This is a genomic window from Glutamicibacter sp. MOO4, assembly GCF_056934395.1.
In genome coordinates, this window is sequence record NZ_CM167800.1 from 1,443,493 (window position 1) to 1,462,886 (window position 19,394).

A 19,394-nucleotide genomic window follows, 5' to 3' on the forward strand; every position below is an offset into this window, starting at 1 on the left:
GCGCCGACTGGGACCGCCGCAAAATGTTAGTTTTTTGAAACTTTCAGGGTCTTTGACTTCATTGAGTCTACTCATGATCCATTCAACAGATAATAAGTCCTGTATTAAGCAAATGCACAAGCACCTACCCTTGTTCATTTCATTTGCGGTGATACCCGGCCGAATGTTTCGTTCAGCTCTGCCCCACCTCGCTTCGTGCCCCTGTGACAAACGAAACATCGCTCCAATCCAAAGGGATCCGGGCATTTGTTTTTATCTGTGGTGAATCAAGCGTTACGTTGCGGAAATAAAGTTGCGCGTCATCTTGCTATAACCAACACGCGAAGCTTTATTTTCGCGATAGAGTTGAGCGAGATTGCGCCGTCGCAACCTAGATCTTCCTGAGCTAAGAAATGTCAGGAACTTGTGGGAGGCGACGGCGTATTGCGTGTCAGCGGGAGATAGCTCCCGTCCGAGCCTGAATGGAAGGAACGCCGCTGTGGCGACTGAAGCCTTAGTAGAAGAGTTTTCACTAACTGAGTTGGATCGTAAGGCCATCGACACCACCCGTGTCCTGGCAGCCGACGCTGTTGAAAAAGTTGGCAATGGCCATCCCGGTACCGCAATGAGCTTGGCACCGGCCGCCTACCTGATTTTCCAGAAGCACTTGCGCCACGACCCTAAGGATCCTAACTGGATCGGCCGCGACCGCTTCGTGCTCTCCCCTGGTCACACTTCTTTGACCTTGTACCTGCAGCTTTTCCTCTCCGGCTATGGCCTAGAGATGGAAGACATCGAAGCACTGCGCACCTGGGGCGCAAAGACCCCGGGTCACCCAGAAGTTGGCCACACCGCCGGCGTCGAGATCACCACCGGCCCATTGGGTCAGGGACTGGCCTCCGCCGTTGGTTTCGCCTACTCGCAGCGCCGCATGCGTGGCCTGCTGGACCCAGCTGCTGAAGCTGGAACCAGCCCGTTTGACCACACCGTGTACGTCATCGCTTCCGATGGTGACCTGCAGGAGGGTGTTACCTCCGAGGCTTCATCGCTGGCTGGTCATCAGGAACTTGGCAACCTCGTCGTAATTTACGATGACAACAAGATTTCCATCGAGAACGACACCGACATCGCCTTCACCGAAGACGTACTGGGTCGCTACGACGCTTACGGCTGGCACACCCAGCGCGTTGACTGGACCGTCACCGGCGCATACGTCGAAGACCTCAAGGCACTGGATGAGGCCATCCGCGCTGCCAAGGCTGAGACTTCCCGTCCATCGATCATTGCCCTGCGCACAGTGATCGGCTGGCCAGCACCAACCAAGCAGAACACCGGCGGCATCCACGGTTCCAAGCTGGGAACCGACGAAGTTGCAGGCCTGAAGGAAGTTCTGGGCTTCGACCCAGCAAAGAACTTCCACATCGACCAGGAAGTACTGGATCACGCACGCGAAGTTGTCACCCGTGGCGCCGACCTGCACGAGTCCTGGAACGAAACCTTCAACTCGTGGAAGAGCGCTAACCCAGAAGAGGCTGCTCTGCTTGAGCGCCTGCAGGCTGGCAAGCTTCCAGAAGGCTGGATCGAAAAGCTTCCCGTCTTCGAGCCAGGTTCCACCATGGCCACCCGTTCGGCTTCGGGCAAGGTCATCAACGCGATCGCTGATGAGTTGCCAGAACTGTGGGGCGGCTCCGCTGACCTCGCCGGTTCCAACAACACCACCATCGATACCGCGAAGTCCTTCGCTCCCGAGCGTCGCTCCACCGCTTCGTGGGATGCAAGCCCATACGGTCGTGTACTGCACTTCGGCATCCGCGAGCACGCAGCTGCCTCGATCGTGAACGGTATTGTGCTTTCGAGCCCAACCCGCGCGTTCTCTGGCACCTTCCTGATCTTCTCGGATTACCAGCGCCCAGCGATCCGCTTGGCTGCCCTGATGGGTGTGCCTTCGATCTTCGTATGGACCCACGACTCCATCGGTCTGGGCGAAGACGGCCCAACCCACCAGCCAGTGGAGCAGCTTGCTTCGCTACGCGTGATCCCTAACTTCGACGTCGTTCGCCCAGCGGACGCCAACGAAGTTGCTTACGCATGGCGTGGCATGTTGGAGCTGACCGATACCCCTTCGGGCATCGTGCTCTCCCGTCAGAACCTGCCAATCTACGACCGTGCAGCCACCGGCTTCCGCGGCGCAGAGGGCACCTTGAAGGGTGGCTACATCCTGGCTGAAGCCGTTCGTGACGGCGCAGAGGTCACCCCAGATGTCATCTTGCTGGCTACCGGTTCCGAGGTGGAACTGGCAGTTGAGGCTCGTGAAGAGCTGGCCGCCAAGAACATCGCAGCTCGCGTAGTTTCGCTGCCTTCCTTCGAATGGTTCGCCAAGCAGGATGCGGCTTACCGCGAAGAGGTGCTCCCGGCAGCAATCACCGCCCGCGTATCGGTTGAAGCCGGTGTAGCACAGGGCTGGCGCGAGCTGGTCGGCGCTAACGGCGAGATCATCTCCCTGGACCACTTCGGCGCCTCCGCCGATTACAAGAAGCTGTACTCAGAGTTCGGTATCACCACCGCGGCCGTAGTTGCCGCAGCCGAAACCTCCGTTCAGAACGCCGCAAAGTAAGGATTCGAAGTACATTATGAGCAACCCAAATACCCAGGCCCTCTCCGACGCCGGCGTTTCCATCTGGCTTGATGACCTTTCCCGTGAACGACTGACCAGCGGCTCCTTGGCCAAGCTGATCGAAGAGAAGAACGTTGTTGGCGTAACCACCAACCCAGCAATCTTCGCCGCTTCACTGTCCAAGGCTGAAGTGTACGGCGAAGCTATCGCCGAACAGCGTGAAAAGTCCGTAGAGGACGCCATCACCGAGATCACCAGCGACGACGTTGCTGCAGCCTGCGATCTGTTCAAGGGTGTTTACGAGTCCTCCAAGGGCTTCGACGGTCGTGTGTCCATCGAGGTTGACCCTCGCTTGGCTCACGAAACCGCACCAACCATCGCTCAGGCCAAGGCACTGTACGAGCGCGTAAACCGCGAAAACGTACTGATCAAGATCCCAGCAACCCTTGAGGGCTTGGAAGCAATCACCGAGACCATTGCCGAAGGCATCTCCGTGAACGTCACCTTGATCTTCTCGCTTGAGCGCTACCGCGAAGTGATCAACGCGTACCTGATCGGTCTGGAGAAGGCGCACGCCAAGGGCTTGGACCTGTCCAAGATCCACTCGGTCGCTTCCTTCTTCGTCTCCCGCGTTGACAGCGAAATCGACAATCGTCTTGCCGCTATTGGCACCGATGCTGCTACCGCTCTGCGCGGCCAGGCCGGCGTTGCTAACGCTCGCCTTGCCTACCAGGTCTTCGAAGAGACCTTTGCTTCGGCACGCTTCGAGGTGCTGGCTGCCGCTGGCGCCAACGTTCAGCGTCCGCTGTGGGCTTCGACCGGTGTGAAGGATCCTGCCTACCCATCGACCCTGTACGTCACCGAGTTGGTCGCTGCCAACACCGTGAACACCATGCCAGAAAAGACCTTGGACGCTACCGCAGCTGAGGCTGAGGTTCGTGGCGACACCATCACCGGTAGCTACGATGCAGCCAACCACGTGTTGGACAAGCTGGCAGCTGTGGGCATCGATTACAACGAGGTTGTCAACCTGCTTGAGGTTGAAGGCGTTGAGAAGTTCGATGTTGCTTGGAACGAACTGCTCGAAGATATGTCGGTGGCTCTCAAGGGAGCTAAGTAAATGGAACTCGGACTAGTAACCACCGGAGCTGCTCTTGCCTCCGTTGATCAGCTACTTCCGAAGCTGATCGAAGAAAAGATCGCCAGCCGCATCACCGCTAAGGATTCCACCGTATGGGGTCCAGATGCTGAAGCTGAGTCTTCCATCCGTCTCGGTTGGGTGAACCCTTTTGATGCTGCGGCAAAGCTGATTCCAGAAATCTTGGCCCTGCGCGAAGAACTAGTCAAGGAAAACCTGACCCGCATCGTGCTTTGTGGCATGGGTGGATCCTCGCTGGCCCCCGAGGTCATCGCGGCCAACGATGAGATCGAACTGGTCATCTGCGATACCACCGATCCATCGATGGTCAGGGACATCGTTGGAACCGACTTGGAGCGCACCGTTGTGGTCGTTTCTTCCAAATCCGGCTCCACCGTTGAAACCGACTCGCAGCGTCGTGCCTTCACCGCAGCGTTCGCCGCCGCCGGTATTGATCCAGCAACCCGCCTGGTGCTTGTCACCGATCCGGGTTCGCCAATGGACAAGGCTGAAGGTGTGCGTGCAGTATTCAACGCCGACCCCAACGTGGGTGGACGTTACTCGGCACTGACCGCATTCGGACTGGTACCTTCTGGTCTGGCCGGCGCGGACATCGAGGCACTGGTTGAAGAAGCAGGGCTAATCAACGACATCCTGGCCGCCGACGACGAGGACAACATTGCGTTGCACCTAGGTGCTGCCATGGCTACCGCAGGTCGCGACAAGCTGCTGATCTCCTGTGTTGGCGACGCACTGCCAGGCTTTGGTGACTGGGCTGAACAGCTCATCGCTGAATCCACCGGCAAGCTGGGCAAAGGCATTTTGCCAGTGGCCGCGCACGTTGACGCTCCAGAGCTGAAAAACCTCGCAGCCGACGTACTGCCACTGTTTGTCTACGACGAACTCGCTGAAGAACTAGACGAAGACGCTACCGCTGTGCACTTCAGTGCACCACTGGGCACCGCCTTCATGATCTTCGAGTACGCCACCGCAATCGCCGGCTACCTGTTGGGTATCAACCCATTTGATCAGCCAGACGTTGAGGCCGCGAAGGTCGCAGCACGCTCCATGCTTGATGCTCCAGCACAGAGTGCTCCAGATGCTACCGATGGCTCCGTACAGCTGTACGGCAGCACCGCCAGCACCCTGGCTGAGGCACTGGATCAGCTCACCGCACAGCTGCCAGAAGACGGTTACTTCGCCATCCAGGCGTACCTGAACCGCACTTCGGATGTTGCGTTGGAAGAACTGCGCGATGTGTTCGCACAAAAGACCGGTCGCCCGGTCACCTTCGGCTGGGGTCCACGCTTCTTGCACTCCACCGGCCAGTACCACAAGGGTGGCCCGGCACAGGGTGTCTTCCTGCAGATCACCGCGGACCACAATGATGACCTGGAGATCCCAGATCGTCCATACTCCTTCGGTTCTTTGATCACTGCCCAGGCCATTGGCGACGGTGCAGTACTCTCGGATGCCGAACACAACCGCCCTGTGCTGCGCGTAAACCTCACGGATCGCGCAGCCGGCATCGCCGCCCTACTAGAGGCTGCGAAGTAAGGCACTAATGAACAACCCACTACGCGACGCTCGCGACCGGCGGCTTAACCGCATCGCCGGTCCGGGCGCGCTGGTGTTCTTCGGAATCACCGGCGACCTTGCCCGCAAAAAGCTGATGCCAGCGGTCTATGACCTGGCCAACCGCGGACTTTTGCCCCCAAACTTTGCCATCGTCGGCTTCGGCCGTCGCGACTGGAGCGCTGAAGAATTCACCGCTCAGGCTCGCGAATGGATCCTGGCCAGCTCACGAACCCCGTTTAATGAGACGGTCTTCGCCCAGTTGGCCTCCGGAATGCGCTTTATTTCCGGTGCCTTTGACGACGATGACGCGTACCAGAAGCTCGCCGCAACCTTGGACGAGCTCGCTGAGACGCGTTCCACCGGACGCAACCACGCCTTCTACCTCTCGATCCCACCAAGCTGGTTCGAAATTGTTTGCCAGAAGCTCTCCGAGCACCACCTGGCCAACGACTCGAACCCAGGCTGGGAACGAGTAGTCATCGAGAAGCCGTTTGGCCACAACCTGCAAAGCGCCCGCGAACTGAACGAAATCGTGGAGTCCGTTTTCCCAGCAGATCAAGTCTTCCGCATCGACCACTACCTGGGCAAAGAGACCGTACAGAACCTGTTGGCTCTGCGCTTTGGTAACCAGATGTTCGAGCCACTGTGGAACAACAAGTACGTGGATCACGTGCAGATCACCATGGCCGAGGACATCGGCATTGGTGGACGTGCCAGCTACTACGACGGAGTGGGCGCTGCCCGCGACGTCATCCAGAACCACCTGCTTCAGCTGCTCGCGCTGACCGCCATGGAGGAGCCAATCTCCTTCAACGCCGATCACCTGCGCAGCGAGAAGGAGAAGGTGCTCACCGCAGTTGAACTGCCTGAGGATCTGGGAGCAGCCAGCGCACGCGGTCAGTACACCTCCGGTTGGCAGGGTGCTGAAGAAGTTGTTGGGTTCCTCGATGAGGAAGGCTTCAACCCGAAGTCCAAAACCGAAACCTACGCTGCGGTTCGCTTGAACATCAAGACCCGCCGCTGGGACGGAGTACCGTTCTACCTGCGTGCAGGCAAGCGCTTGGGCCGTCGCGTCACCGAGATCGCGGTCGTGTTCAAGAAGGCTCCTAACCTGCTCTTTGGTGATCACGATACCGACGAGTTCGGTCAGAACGCCTTTGTGATCCGTGTGCAGCCTGATGAAGGTGCAACCATCCGTTTGGCCTCCAAGGTGCCTGGCACCCAGATGGAGATTCGCGATGTCACCATGGACTTCGGCTACGGCAACGCGTTCACCGAGTCATCCCCAGAAGCTTACGAGCGACTGATATTGGATGTGCTCTTGGGTGAGCCACCGCTGTTCCCACGTCACGAAGAGGTCGAGCAGTCCTGGCGGATCCTGGATCCGTTTGAGGAATACTGGGCTTCGCAGCCAACCCAGCCTGATCCATACGCACCGGGTTCTTGGGGACCAGCCAGCAGCGATGAGCTGATGGCCAAAGATGGAAGGACATGGCGCCGCCCATGATGATTGATCTTCCCGACACCACCACCTCGAAGGTGGCCAAGAAGCTGATTTCCTCACGTCGAACCCACGGCGTTGTTGCGCTTTCTCGTGTGCTGACCCTTGTGGTCATTACCCGTGAAGGTTTCGCCGAGAACGCAATCGAGGCAGCCAACCTGGCAAGTCGCGAGCACCCTTGTCGCATCATCGTGGTGGTGCGCGGCAATACCAGTGCCAAGAACCGTCTTGACGTGCAGATCCGTGTTGGCGGCGATGCCGGCGCATCCGAGGTCATCGTCATGCGCACCTTCGGTCCAGATGTTGTGGCTGACGAAGCACTGATCTCGGCCCTGTTGTTGCCAGATGCACCGATCGTGGCTTGGTGGCCACATGGTGTGCCAAAGGATCCATACGCTACGGCCCTGGGCAAGCTTGCGCACCGTCGAATTACCGACTCTGCGGAAGAAGCCGATCCGGTGGCTTCGCTCTACAGTCGTACCGACAGCTACCATGCTGGCGATACCGACCTGGCGTGGACCCGTTTGACCTACTGGCGCGGACAGCTGGCCAGCATCATTGATCTGGTTGGCACCGAAGATCTGACCAGCATCACGGTTAAGGGCTCGGAGAACTCTCCGTCCACCGCTTTGCTGGCCGCCTGGTTGACCATGACCTTGGATGTTCCGGTCACCATTGCTGCGGATAATACGACCGGTGGACTCTCCAGCGTGCGTTTGTCCCGCGAGGCAGGAGATGTGGAACTCTCCCGTCCCTCCGGCGCAGTGGCTCACCTGTACCAGCCTGGATCTGCCCCACAGCGCATCTCCCTTCCACGTCGCTCAGTCGCTGACTGCTTGGCTGAAGAAATGCGCCGCCTGGACGCCGATGAGGTCTTCGGCGACGTCATCACCAAGGGTTTGAAGATGACTGAGCTCAGGAGCGTTGTTCCCAGTGATCGCTAGGCAAATCACCATCCATGATGATGTTTCTGCTACGGCGCAGGCCATCGCCGCACGGTTGATCACTTCGATCACCGATGCGGTGACGGCCCGCGGGGTCGCTCACATTGTTGTCACCGGTGGTACCTTGGGCATCGCCGCGTTGGCTGCAGTGGCACAGAACCCAGCAAAGGCTTCGGTCAACTGGTCTCAGGTGCACTTCTGGTGGGGAGATGAGCGTTTTGTTGCCGCTGATTCACCGGATCGCAACGTTTTGCAGGCGGAGGAACTCTTCGCAGCTCTAGATCAGCTGGGCTTGGATCGTGCCACGGTGCACGCTATGGGATCAACTGATGAGTTTGAGACTGCTGAAGAAGCAGCCGTGGCCTACACGGCGTTGCTCGCCGCCGAAGCCAGTGAAGGCGCAGCCTCCCCGGTCTTTGACGTATTGATGCTGGGTATGGGTCCCGACTCTCATGTCGCTTCCTTGTTCCCGAATCACACGCGTTCTGAGGAGTTGGGTGCCATTGCGGTGCACAACTCCCCCAAGCCGCCACCACATCGAGTGAGCCTGACCATGGGGACCATCAACACCGCCCGTGAAGTGTGGTTGATTGTTGCCGGTGCGGACAAGGCTCCGGCTTTGGCTGCAGCCTCCCATGAAATCAATGAAGTGGCAGTTCCGGCCAGCGCTGTGCATGGCACAGAAGCAACCCGCTGGATTGTGGATCGCGCCGCCTCAACCCTGCTCTAAATAGCACCGCAAGGTCGGCCCCTTGAACCTCTTGGTTCGCGGGGCCGGCCTTTGCGCTAACCACCAAACTCCTTGAAGGAAATACATGCCGCAACTGTTATCCTCACAAAAAGTCACCGTCATTGGCGCCGGCGTCATTGGGCTGTCCACCGCTCACGAACTGGCCTCCCATGGCTACCAAGTGACTGTGGTCAGCGATCAAGACACCTTGCAGACTGTCTCTTCGGTATCGGCGGCCATTTGGTTCCCTTACCACTCAGAGAACTCTCCGGCAGCCGACCTGCTACTCTCGCGCACATTGTCCCGCTTCCAAGCCTTGTCGCTGATTCCAGAGACCGGCGTTGATCTACGTTTTGGTATGGACATTGAACGCCGGGCCGATGCTGACCGTTCCTGGACAAATTTTGTAGCCGACTCGGCTCCAGCTGAGCCGGAAATATTGCCCGAAGGCGCTTTGGCTGCCATGGCAGGTACAGTTCCGGTGATCACCATGCCGACATATCTTTCTTGGCTGCGTGGCCAATGCACAAATCTTTCGGTACGGTTCATCGAGCGAACAGTTAAGTCGCTCTCTGAATTCACCGATGAAGCTGATGTGGTCGTTCTAGCAGCAGGTTTACGTGGCGGCGAGTTATTGGGTGATGACGACAGCGTTTACCCCATTCGCGGCCAAGTAGTGCGACTAGCCAATACCGTTGGACTCACCGAGTGGATCAGCGACGATGACCATCCAGACGGTGTTATCTACGTTATTCCACGCCGCGATGACATTATCGTCGGCGGTATCGATGTAGACCATGATTCTAATCCTGAAGTAGATCCACAGACATCCATCGATATTCTCAAACGAGCGACCACGTTAGTCTCTGCCCTCGCAGACTGCGAGGTATTGGAGCACAAGGTTGGCTTACGACCTGCCCGTGAAACAATCCGGCTCGAACGCCTGGATGTTCAAGGGGTTTCGGTGATTGCTGCCTACGGACATGGTGGCGGTGGCGTGACCATGTCATGGGGCACCGCGCAGCGCGTACATGAGTTGATGGGCTCCTAAGCGACGCAAGCGACCATCGAGTTGCAAGTGTAAAAATCGACGCAAATGGGAGTTTCAATGGCACCGTGTTGGCGTCCTCAAACCAACAGTTCACAGTGCCTCAGATCACTTTGGCTTGGGTCAGCCGAGGCTAAGTATTTCATCCGTGCTTCTGGTCGAGCGTCGATGCGCGACCTCGCTTCTTCCATTGCGATGGATATGCACTCTACCCTTGCTTGGCGCATCGACCCGCTGGGTCGCAGCGCCTCGGCTAGACCCGAACGCCTTGTGGCCATAATGTTCGCCTCCGCGATGCTCTTCGGCTGACTCCTCCTCTCAAAACCATGGGCCACTACATCGGGGCAGTTCACATCACTGATGGATGGGAATTTCACCGCAACCTCCGCGGTGTGCGTTGCAGGTTTAACAGTCGTGGATACGGCTACTGCCTACACCTTATTCGGCAAGATCGTGATCCTGATATTGATTCAGGTTGGCGGACTTGGATTAATGCTGGTCGACTCGGTGCTCAGCATGTTGGTGATGGGTCGAATAGGTTATCTCACCCGGCTCTCAACACAGCGAGAAAGTAGCGCGGTCAGCTGGTCAGATGTGCGCACCGCAGCAATCATGATTATCAAGTTGTCCCTGACAATTGAACTGGCGGTTGCTGTGCTACTCGCAGGGCGTTTTCCATGCCGTTTCTGCGTTTAATAAAGCCGGTTTCGCCCTGCACACCAATAACTTGATGGATTTTGTCGCTGACCCCTAGCTCTGCCTTCCCATCAGTGTGGCCATAATCCTCGGTGGCCTCGGCTTCCCAGTTTTAGTACAGCTCAAGCACCACTGGAGAAACGCGCTGAAGTGGGCCATGAATACCAGTTTAGTCGTGTTGATGACGGTGCTGTTATTGGTCGTTGGTACGGTATTCATCACCGTCATGGAGTGGAACAACCCAGAAACTCTTGGCCAACTCAATCCAGAATCACGGATTTTGGCCGGCTTCTTTCAGTCCGTTCAAACACGTACCGCAGGCTTCAATTCAATAGATATTGGTGCCATGCATTCCGCTACATGGCATGGCATGGATGTGTTGTTTGTTGGTGGCAGACCGGCCGGTACGGCTGATGCTAACAAAATCACTACTGCGGCAATCCTACTGTTCATCATCATCACCGAGCTTCGTGGCGAAACAGCCGTGAATGCCATGGGTAAGCGTCTGTCCCGCGCGGTACACCGCCAAGCAATCACCGTGGCCCTTTTGGGTGTAGCGACAGTCTTCGCAGGAACGATGGCCCTGAACTTGCTCACAGAATACTCACTTCATCGGTGCCTCCTCGAAGCAACTTCTGCATTTGGAACCGTGGGACTATCAACCGGTATCACCCCGGAACTATCGTCCCCCACAAAGATGGTGCTGGTTGTGCTCATGCATCTGGGCCGAGTGGGCGTACTCTCACTAGTCTCAGCCCTAGCCATGCGCGATCGTAAAGCTCTTTACGAACTACCTAAAGAAAGACCAGCCATCGGCTAAGCTATTGAACGTCCACAACACGAACAATCAACTGGCTAATGCCGATTCTGTAGCAGTTATTGGATTGGGTCGTTTCGGCGAATCCTTGGCCCTAGAACTGATGAAGTCGGGCACGCATGTGTTAGGCATTGATCAACCGGAGCATACCGTTCAGGCCCTAAACGGCGAACTGACTCAGGTAGTACGTGCAGATGATTCCAACCGAGAGACCCTGGAACAATTATCGATTCATGAATTTGATCGAGTTGTTGTTGCCGTCGGCAGCCACTGGCAATCATTAATTTTGTGTTGTTCCCTGCTGGTCAGCATGGGAATCCCGCAGATCTGGGCTAAAGCGCAAGATGACCGACATGGTCTAGTCCTTGAACAATTAGGTATCCACCACATCGTGTACCCAGAGAAGGACATGGGCAAGCTTGTTGCGCACCTTGTACGCGGATCGCTGATCGATTTCCTTGAAATCGATCCCGGCTACGCAATGGTCAAAATGGACGCACCTTCAATTCTGCAGGGTACTAAGCTCAGCGATGCCGGCGTGCGCAACAAGTACCGCGTCACCATCGCTGCAACGACAAACGCAGACGGTGAATGGAAAATACCGAGGGCGATACGGTATTACACACTGGTGATCAGCTCTTGGTACTCGGTTCAGTTGCCGATAACGAAGCCTTTGGGCAACTTGCCTAACCGTTGCTCCCGTAAGAACCTTGCCTAACCGTTGCTCCCGTAAGAACCCAGCTGCGGCCGAGGCGTTATTGGTGCCGTCGCCCAATTTTCATAGCTCCCAAAACTCAATGGGCGCCTTCAACTCATCATGGAAGGCGCCCATTGGCGGCTTTTGACCTTAGGTTTTAGCTAGCTTTCAGCACTCAGTTTCGGTACGAAGGCCACACCTGTAAGCACGGCAGGCTGACGTGACCATGAATACTGGTGATACGTAGACCCCTAGAATCCGCTCGGTACTACTTGTTCTTCCTCCGCAGCGAGCCAAACATGATTAGCCAAAGGACAAAACCCGAGAGACCAGCCAACCAATTTCGCGAAAACGCACCTATGGATTCGGGAAGGTTTACCAAAGCAAGCGACAGTATCAGAAGAAGAGCCAACACGATTAGAGAATGAGGCCTAGTCACGAATTCCACGGACCAATCAGTAATCCGGCAATGAAAAAGAATCCTCCAGTCGCGACTGCACAGTCGAAAGGTCTCTTGCCACACCATTCGTTGAGACTCTTATAGGTACGTGTATCTACTACTCTGTTCATTTTTCCGTCGTTACGGCGTAGTACCAGATACGCTCCTTTGCACGGATTCGTGCCTGATTTGAAGTTCACCCAGATATTTCTGGAATATACTTTTCCCGTCGCGGAACATGTTCTCTGCCAACCTGCAACCGCAGCGCATGCTGGGTTCGCGACAACTGGCCCCGAATCAACGGCAGCGGTCGAACTTTCCGCTAAGTCAACCGCAGTAGTTTCAGGAGTGAACGAACAAGGCGTCGTCGCAGCAGGTAACCCAACACTCTTAACAGATTCGACCGCTTGCACTGGTACCGCTACTAACGAGAACAAAACCGCATACGTCGCGATAATTGCCGTCAAGCGCACTGTTATTTTCTTCAAAAAATCTCCATCGACATTGCGAGTGTCGAATATTACACACCAGATGTTATCGCATCTATTAGTTTCCGACAAGGACATTTTTCAACCTAGCGAAAGAGCAATCGCCGCTAGGACTGCCGCTTGATACCTCCCTAGAGAGCCTTCGATGCCCTTTCAGAGTCAACAAACCACCACAATCTGGCGAAATTGCGGCAACGATAGATGCAACTTTCTAAATTGCGCGAGTTGCTTGGACGGATTTCGCCGCCGTGGCTGAGCCAAGCAGCCAGCAATGCAGGAGAAGGAAGAAGATTACCGACCACGAACCGGTAGGCGGACTTTTTGGACTTGGATGACCGGATACGCAAAGCTGCGCGGTTTATCTCTGGCGAGGTAGGCCAGCGCACGAGGCGCACCTCTTGTACCGCGATTGTCTTCAGCGAACTATTTGGCTGAACGTTCTCAGCGAACTTCCATTCCCCTAGTGCCAGTCCGAAAATGCTGGCGTGTATTTCGTCCGGAACGACGATGAAGAATATGACGTCCGACACGTTTTTTGACTCATTGAAGTAACCACCGCAGACAGATTGCGCGCCCTATAGTAATGTCACATTTCAGGCGCCACAATTCGAAACTCACGTTCCACTTAAGCCAACGGGAGCAGTACATGTCGCAACCAATTGATGCCCGAGATCTCCGCGATACCAATGCCGCAAATCCGGTGACGACACCCGCACAGTTCCGCCAAGAACTGTTACGTCACCTGCAGTACACAGTCGGTAAGAGTCCGCAACAAGCTTCACTCTTCGACTGGCGGATGGCCCTGTCCCACACGGTCCGTGACTACGCGGTGGATCCTTGGTTTGGTGCGACCCGCCGCACCTGGGACGAAGACCGCAAACGGGTCTACTACCTGTCGATGGAATTTCTGATCGGCCGACTGCTTGAAGACCAAGCAATCAACCTGGGACTACGCGATGTCATGGTTCAGACACTTGCGGAATTCGGTTTGAGCTTTGATGAAGTGGCCGCGGGCGAACCTGATGCGGCATTGGGCAATGGTGGGTTGGGTCGTTTGGCTGCCTGCTATCTGGAATCCATGGCCACCATGGGCTGTCCGGCGTACGGCTACGGCCTGCGCTACGAACATGGACTGTTCCGCCAGCACTTTGAAAACGGGCGGCAAATCGAAACCCCAGAAAACTGGCTGGCTACCGACAACCCGTGGGACTTCACACGCCCTGAAGCCGCCTACCCAGTGGGCTTTGGCGGCGAACTCTCCGAACACGACGGCGCCTCAATCTGGTCACCAAACTCCAAGGTGCTCGCCTCCGCCCACGACACACCAGTGGTTGGTTACGGCGGACAGTGGGCCAATACCCTGCGCCTCTGGGCGGCCATGCCAAGCGCCGACCTCTTTGACCTGAACCGCTTTAACGCCGGCGACTTTGCTGCTGCATCCGAGCCCGAGGCATTGGCGCGAAGCTTGAGCCGAGTGCTCTACCCGAACGACACCACCGAAGGCGGCAAGGAGCTACGGCTCTCCCAGGAATACTTCCTGACCTCCGCCTCCGTGCAGGACATCCTGCGCCGCCACCTCGCCACGCATCAGGATTTGCTCAAGCTCCCGGAGTTTGTTGCCATCCAGATGAACGACACCCACCCAGCGATAGCCGGCCCGGAACTGATCCGCCTGCTGGTGGACGAGCACGGCGTGAACTTCGATTCGGCAGTGAAGACTGCCACCGAAGTTTTGGGCTACACCAACCACACGTTGCTGCCCGAGGCCCTGGAGCGCTGGAGTGTGGGCTTGATGCGCAAGGTGCTTCCACGCCACTTGCAGATCATCGAAACGTTGGACACCCAGTTTGTTGAACTGCAGGGATCATCCCCGGACCCAGTGCGCCTGATCAGCCACGACCAGGTCAGCATGGGCGACCTGGCCTTCGCCACCAGCCACAAGGTGAACGGCGTTTCGGCGCTGCATACCGAACTGGTCAGCAAGGACCTGTTCCCGGTACACAACGCCCTGCACCCCGGGCGCATCGTGAACATCACCAACGGCATCACTCCGCGTCGCTGGCTTAAGCTAGCCAACCCATCATTGGCTGCGTTGATTACCGATACTATTGGCGCCGGTTGGGAAACCGACCTGGAACGACTTCGTGATCTGGAGCCTTACGTCGAGGATCCAGCCTTCCGCGCCGCCTTCGGCCGTAGCAAGCTTCAAGCCAAGGAACATTTCACCGGCTGGCTCGCCAAGGAACACGGCATCGAATTGCCTGCCGATGCCTTGTACGACGCCCAGGTGAAGCGACTGCACGAGTACAAGCGTCAGCTGCTGAACATCTTGTGGACCATTGCGCACTGGCAGCGGATCAAGCGCGACCCGCAGGCCAATTGGGTCCCGCGTGTCAAGATCTTCGGCGGCAAGGCAGCCCCGAGCTACCACATGGCCAAATTGATCATTCAGCTGATCAACGACGTTGCCGAGGTTATTAACAACGACCCTGAGACCTCGCACCTGTTACGCGTGGTGTACCCAGCAAACTACGGCGTCTCGATGGCTGAGAAACTGATCCCGGCCGCGGATCTGTCCGAACAGATTTCCACGGCCGGCATGGAAGCCTCTGGCACCGGCAACATGAAGTTTGCGCTTAACGGTGCGCTGACCATCGGTACCCTGGACGGGGCGAACGTTGAGATCCGTGAGCACGTGGGAGAAGAAAACTTCTTCCTCTTTGGGCTCACTACCGAACAGGTCGCCGAACGCCGGGCTCAACCCGATCACTCACGCACCGCTCTGGAAGCCAGCCAAACCCTGCGCGATGTGCTTCAGGCTATTGCCGAGGGCACCTTCAGCCCCGAGGATCACCATCGTTATGACGGGCTGCTCGACTCGATGTGGAACAGTGACTGGTTCTTGGTGGCCTCAGACTTTGAGGACTACGACCGGGCGCAGGGTGAGGTGGCCACTTGCTACGCCGATCCTGAACGCTGGCAGCGCATGGCGATCCTGAACATCGCCCGTATGGGGTATTTCAGCTCTGACCGCTCAATTCGCGAATATATGACGCAAATTTGGGACGTGGAATCCGCACTTTAGGCCGCGCCTCCACGACACGATGAGTAATACTGTCGTGACCTGCGTCATCTTGAATTGAGCGTGCTCTCAGTGTGTTTGGATGAGAGCAATTGAATCGACTAGGAGTCCCAGTGACTAACGAAGGCAAGAGTCTTTCGGTGCTCGACGTGCAACAGGTTCACCTGTTGGCGCAGGGTCGGCACCCGGACCCGTTTGCGATGCTCGGTCCCACCGAAGATGGCAAGCAGGTTCGGGTGCGCATTCCCGGGGCTGAGCAACTGTGGTTGTTTAACGCCACCGACGAAGTGCAGCTGAAGGCACACCCTAGCGATCCGGCGCTGTTCACCGGGCCAGCCTTGCCGTACTACCGTTTGCGCATCCATTGGCCCTCGGGCTACGTGGAGGAACGCGAGGACGCTTACCGCTTTGGCCCGGTGTTAGGCCAATTTGATGAACATCTAATTGGGCAAGGTGAGCACCATGGCCTGTGGAAGACGCTCGGCGCGCACCTGATCACCCACGAGCAAGTGCCCGGTGTGCACTTTGCCCTTTGGGCACCCAACGCAACCCGAGTCTCCGTGGTCGGAGACTTCAACTCCTGGAACGGCACCGTCCACCCGATGCGCTTGCGTGGAGCCACCGGCGTCTGGGAACTCTTCCTACCCGGGCATAATGAGGGCACGGTCTACAAGTACGAGCTACTTGGCCAGGACGGGCAAGTGCTGCCGTTAAAGGCCGATCCGGTCGGCTTCGGCTCCGAGCATCCGCCTGCCACCGGTTCAGTGGTTCGCACCCTTGGCGCCCATGATTGGAACGATGAACAATGGGTCGCCCGGCGCGAGTCGATCAACGCGGTTGATGCCCCGATCAGCATCTATGAGGTGCATTTAGGTTCGTGGCGTCGCGATGGCAACACCAATAAGTCACTAAGCTACTTGCAGCTGGCAACACAACTTGTGGACTATGTGGCGGACCTGGGCTTCACCCACATCGAGGTGCTGCCGGTAAGCGAACATCCCTTTGACGGGTCCTGGGGCTACCAGCCGGTCGGGTTATTCGCCCCCACCGTCCGTTACGGCACGCCGCAGGAGTTCGCGGCATTTGTTGATGCCGCCCACGCCCGCGGGCTCGGGGTCATTGCCGACTGGGTACCCGGGCACTTCCCCACCGACCAGCACGGACTGGGCCGATTTGATGGCACCGCACTGTACGAACACCTCGATCCGCGTGAAGGGTTCCATCCGGACTGGAACACGCTGATCTATAACTACGGCCGCCCAGAAGTGCGCAATTTCCTGGTGGCCAACGCGCTGTACTGGCTTGATGAGTACCACCTCGACGGGTTACGCGTAGACGCGGTCGCATCGATGATCAACCGCGACTACTCGCGTAAGGACGGCGAGTGGATTGCCAATAAGGACGGCGGCAACGAAAACTATGAGGCGCTCGAATTCCTGAAGCAGACCAATGTGGCCAGCTACGGACAACATCCAGGCATCACGATGATCGCTGAAGACTCCACCTCCTACCCCGGAGTCACCCGCCCGGTGGATGCCGGCGGCCTGGGCTTTGGTTACAAGTGGAATCTGGGCTGGATGAACGATTCGCTGGAGTACTTCGGCAAGGATCCGGTCTATCGCAAACATCATCACAACCAGCTGACCTTTGGCATCACCTACGCCTTCAGCGAGAACTTCCTGCTGCCCATCAGCCATGATGAGGTGGTGCACGGCAAGGGTTCGATGTACTCGCGGATGCCCGGAAACCACGCCGACAAACTTGGCAATCTCAAGGCCTTCTACGGCTACATGTGGGGCTACCCGGGCAAAAAGCTCTTGTTCATGGGCCAAGAGTTCGGGCAGCGCAGCGAATGGAACTTCCAGGGGCAACTCGAGTGGGATGCGCTTGACGATCCCGGTCATGCTGGGGTGCTCTCCCTAGTACGCGATTTGAATAAGCTCTACCGCGAGCAACCCGCCCTGCATCGGCGCGATACAAGTGCCGAAGGGTTCCAATGGCTGCTGGTCGACGACGTTGAACACCAGGTGTTCGCATGGCTGCGCCGCGGCGAGCCAGGCGACGCGCACGTAGTTGTCGTCGTGAACCTCACCCCGGTTGATCGCACCGGTTTCCGTATCGGATTCCCGGTGGCCGGACGCTGGGTTGAGGCCCTCAATACCGATTCCGAGAGCTACCACGGGGCCAACCGCGGCCACGGCGGGGCGATCGAAACCGAAGCCGTCCCCGCGGGCGGCGAAGCACAATCCGCACTACTCACACTCCCACCTTTATCGGCAATCTATTTTGTGGAGGAACGCTCATGAATTCAGCACCTGATACTCGTCACCTGACCGGTGCACCACCGCGCCTTTCCAGCCAGGCGATGGCCTTCGTTCTTGCCGGTGGCCGTGGAAGCCGGCTCGAAGAGCTCACCGACCGCCGGGCCAAACCGGCGGTCCACTTTGGTGGCAACTCGCGGATTATCGACTTCCCGCTGTCCAACGCCCTAAATTCTGGGGTACGTAAAATGGCGGTGGCCACCCAGTACAAGGCACACTCGCTGATCCGCCACATGCAGCGTGGCTGGGGCTTTTTCCGTTCCGAACGCAACGAGTACCTGGATATCCTGCCAGCCAGCCAGCGCGTGCAGGAAAACAAGTGGTACCTGGGCACCGCGGATGCGGTCACCCAGAATATCGATATTGTTGATGACTACGACGTCGAGTACGTGATCATCTTGGCCGGTGACCACGTATACAAGATGGACTACGAGGTCATGCTGCACCAGCATGTGAATACCAAAGCCGACGTGACAGTCGGCTGCCTAACGGTGCCACGCGAGGAGGCTACCGGCTTTGGCGTGATGCATGTTAATCGCAATGGGCGCATCGTGGACTTCCTCGAAAAGCCGGCTAATCCTCCGGGCATGCCGGAGAATCCAGATATGGCACTGGCTTCCATGGGCATCTACGTGTTCAACTGGAAATTCCTGCGCGAATTGTTGCTCAACGACGCCGAAGATCCAAGCTCAAGCCACGATTTTGGCCACGATTTGATTCCCTCTGTGGTGCGCAACGGCAGTGCGTACGCCCACAAGTTCACCGATTCTTGCGTCATGGGCGGACTGGAAACCGAGCCGTACTGGCGCGACGTCGGTACTATCGATTCCTTCTGGCAGGCGAATCTGGATCTCACCAAGGTCGTCCCTTCGCTGGATCTTTACGACAACACCTGGCCCATCTGGACCTACGCCGAGTTGACCCCGCCTGCAAAATTCATCCACGACGATGAAGCCCGACGTGGGCAAGCCATCGAGTCGCTCATCTCTGGAAATTGCATCCTTTCCGGGGCCGATGTTCACCGTTCGCTGTTGTTCACCGGAAACCGAGCGCACTCCTTCTCGAAAATGGATCAGGTAGTCTCCCTGCCAAACGTCGATGTGGGCCGCAACGCCGATCTGACCAAATGTGTGATCGACAGCCGGGTGCACATTCCTGAGGGTCTGGTCGTTGGCCAGGATCCGGTCGAGGATTCAAAATGGTTCCGTCGCACCGATTCCGGGGTTGTGCTGATCACCCAGCCGATGCTCGACCGCCGTGCCGCAGTGCTCGACGGGGCCTTGAAATTGAGCCCAGAGCTGCTGAAGGGAGAATAAGAACCG

Annotated in this window: 15 protein-coding genes; 14 read left to right on the top strand and 1 reads right to left on the bottom strand. The window is 57.4% G+C overall.

Annotation, left to right across the window (positions count from 1 at the left end):
- Window positions 1-478 precede the first annotated feature (478 nt).
- The 11 genes from tkt to AC1Z3F_RS06765 all read left to right on the top strand — a co-directional run bounded on the left by tkt (window position 479) and on the right by AC1Z3F_RS06765 (window position 12,793).
- A complete protein-coding gene (tkt, locus tag AC1Z3F_RS06715) occupies window positions 479-2,593 on the top strand; it encodes a transketolase (RefSeq protein WP_483566839.1) in 2,115 nt (704 codons plus the stop codon).
- Between the two features lie 16 nt (window positions 2,594-2,609).
- The gene (gene tal, locus AC1Z3F_RS06720) at window positions 2,610-3,713 is read left to right on the top strand and encodes a transaldolase (protein WP_131088412.1); all 1,104 of its coding nucleotides are present in this window, start codon (window positions 2,610-2,612) and stop codon (window positions 3,711-3,713) included.
- The gene (locus AC1Z3F_RS06725; RefSeq protein WP_483566840.1) at window positions 3,714-5,288 is read left to right on the top strand and encodes a glucose-6-phosphate isomerase; all 1,575 of its coding nucleotides are present in this window, start codon (window positions 3,714-3,716) and stop codon (window positions 5,286-5,288) included.
- 7 nt (window positions 5,289-5,295) lie between these two features.
- Entirely contained in the window at window positions 5,296-6,816 is a 1,521-nt protein-coding gene (gene zwf, locus AC1Z3F_RS06730) for a glucose-6-phosphate dehydrogenase (RefSeq protein WP_131088414.1), read from the top strand.
- Window positions 6,813-7,754, top strand: a complete 942-nt coding sequence (locus tag AC1Z3F_RS06735; protein WP_131089777.1) for a glucose-6-phosphate dehydrogenase assembly protein OpcA — start codon at window positions 6,813-6,815, stop codon at window positions 7,752-7,754. The genes zwf and AC1Z3F_RS06735 overlap by 4 nt, the downstream gene beginning before the upstream one ends.
- Window positions 7,744-8,484, top strand: a complete 741-nt coding sequence (pgl, locus tag AC1Z3F_RS06740; RefSeq protein ID WP_131088415.1) for a 6-phosphogluconolactonase — start codon at window positions 7,744-7,746, stop codon at window positions 8,482-8,484. The genes AC1Z3F_RS06735 and pgl overlap by 11 nt, the downstream gene beginning before the upstream one ends.
- Before the next feature lie 85 nt (window positions 8,485-8,569).
- Complete coding sequence (locus tag AC1Z3F_RS06745) at window positions 8,570-9,535, top strand: FAD-dependent oxidoreductase (protein WP_131088416.1); 966 nt, start codon at window positions 8,570-8,572, stop codon at window positions 9,533-9,535.
- Window positions 9,536-9,946: 411 nt separating this feature from the next.
- Window positions 9,947-10,228: a hypothetical protein gene (locus tag AC1Z3F_RS06750; RefSeq protein WP_262197560.1), complete on the top strand. Its 282-nt coding sequence runs from the start codon at window positions 9,947-9,949 to the stop codon at window positions 10,226-10,228.
- A 76-nt stretch (window positions 10,229-10,304) separates the two neighbouring features.
- On the top strand, window positions 10,305-11,048 hold the full coding sequence (locus AC1Z3F_RS06755) for a potassium transporter TrkG (RefSeq protein WP_315973672.1): 744 nt from the start codon (window positions 10,305-10,307) through the stop codon (window positions 11,046-11,048).
- A gap of 4 nt (window positions 11,049-11,052) precedes the next feature.
- Window positions 11,053-11,763 carry a potassium channel family protein gene (locus AC1Z3F_RS06760; protein ID WP_444613579.1) on the top strand — a complete coding sequence of 237 codons (711 nt, stop codon included), beginning with the start codon at window positions 11,053-11,055 and terminating at the stop codon, window positions 11,761-11,763.
- A gap of 598 nt (window positions 11,764-12,361) precedes the next feature.
- Window positions 12,362-12,793, top strand: a complete 432-nt coding sequence (locus AC1Z3F_RS06765; RefSeq protein WP_131088417.1) for a hypothetical protein — start codon at window positions 12,362-12,364, stop codon at window positions 12,791-12,793.
- A gap of 7 nt (window positions 12,794-12,800) precedes the next feature.
- On the opposite strand, the gene AC1Z3F_RS06770 is transcribed toward AC1Z3F_RS06765, so the two are convergent.
- Window positions 12,801-13,199 carry a hypothetical protein gene (locus AC1Z3F_RS06770; RefSeq protein ID WP_262197557.1) on the bottom strand — a complete coding sequence of 133 codons (399 nt, stop codon included), beginning with the start codon at window positions 13,197-13,199 and terminating at the stop codon, window positions 12,801-12,803.
- 116 nt (window positions 13,200-13,315) lie between these two features.
- Here AC1Z3F_RS06770 and AC1Z3F_RS06775 point away from each other — a divergent pair, with 116 nt between their 5' ends.
- The 3 genes from AC1Z3F_RS06775 to glgC all read left to right on the top strand — a co-directional run bounded on the left by AC1Z3F_RS06775 (window position 13,316) and on the right by glgC (window position 19,388).
- Entirely contained in the window at window positions 13,316-15,754 is a 2,439-nt protein-coding gene (locus AC1Z3F_RS06775; RefSeq protein WP_262197555.1) for a glycogen/starch/alpha-glucan phosphorylase, read from the top strand.
- Between the two features lie 110 nt (window positions 15,755-15,864).
- Window positions 15,865-18,057 (top strand): 1,4-alpha-glucan branching protein GlgB, encoded by a 2,193-nt coding sequence (glgB, locus tag AC1Z3F_RS06780; RefSeq protein ID WP_483566841.1) that lies wholly within the window; start codon window positions 15,865-15,867, stop codon window positions 18,055-18,057.
- A complete protein-coding gene (glgC, locus tag AC1Z3F_RS06785; protein ID WP_483566842.1) occupies window positions 18,054-19,388 on the top strand; it encodes a glucose-1-phosphate adenylyltransferase in 1,335 nt (444 codons plus the stop codon). The genes glgB and glgC overlap by 4 nt, the downstream gene beginning before the upstream one ends.
- Window positions 19,389-19,394: the final 6 nt, after the last annotated feature.

Excerpts from the sequence above, each read along its gene's own strand:
- AC1Z3F_RS06735 (WP_131089777.1), top strand. The coding sequence starts at position 6,813 with ATGATGATTGATCTTCCCGACACCACCACCTCGAAGGTGGCCAAGAAG.
- tal (WP_131088412.1), top strand. The coding sequence starts at position 2,610 with ATGAGCAACCCAAATACCCAGGCCCTCTCCGACGCCGGCGTTTCCATC.
- zwf (WP_131088414.1), top strand. The coding sequence starts at position 5,296 with ATGAACAACCCACTACGCGACGCTCGCGACCGGCGGCTTAACCGCATC.
- AC1Z3F_RS06745 (WP_131088416.1), top strand. The coding sequence starts at position 8,570 with ATGCCGCAACTGTTATCCTCACAAAAAGTCACCGTCATTGGCGCCGGC.
- glgC (WP_483566842.1), top strand. The coding sequence starts at position 18,054 with ATGAATTCAGCACCTGATACTCGTCACCTGACCGGTGCACCACCGCGC.
- AC1Z3F_RS06775 (WP_262197555.1), top strand. The coding sequence starts at position 13,316 with ATGTCGCAACCAATTGATGCCCGAGATCTCCGCGATACCAATGCCGCA.
- AC1Z3F_RS06725 (WP_483566840.1), top strand. The coding sequence starts at position 3,714 with ATGGAACTCGGACTAGTAACCACCGGAGCTGCTCTTGCCTCCGTTGAT.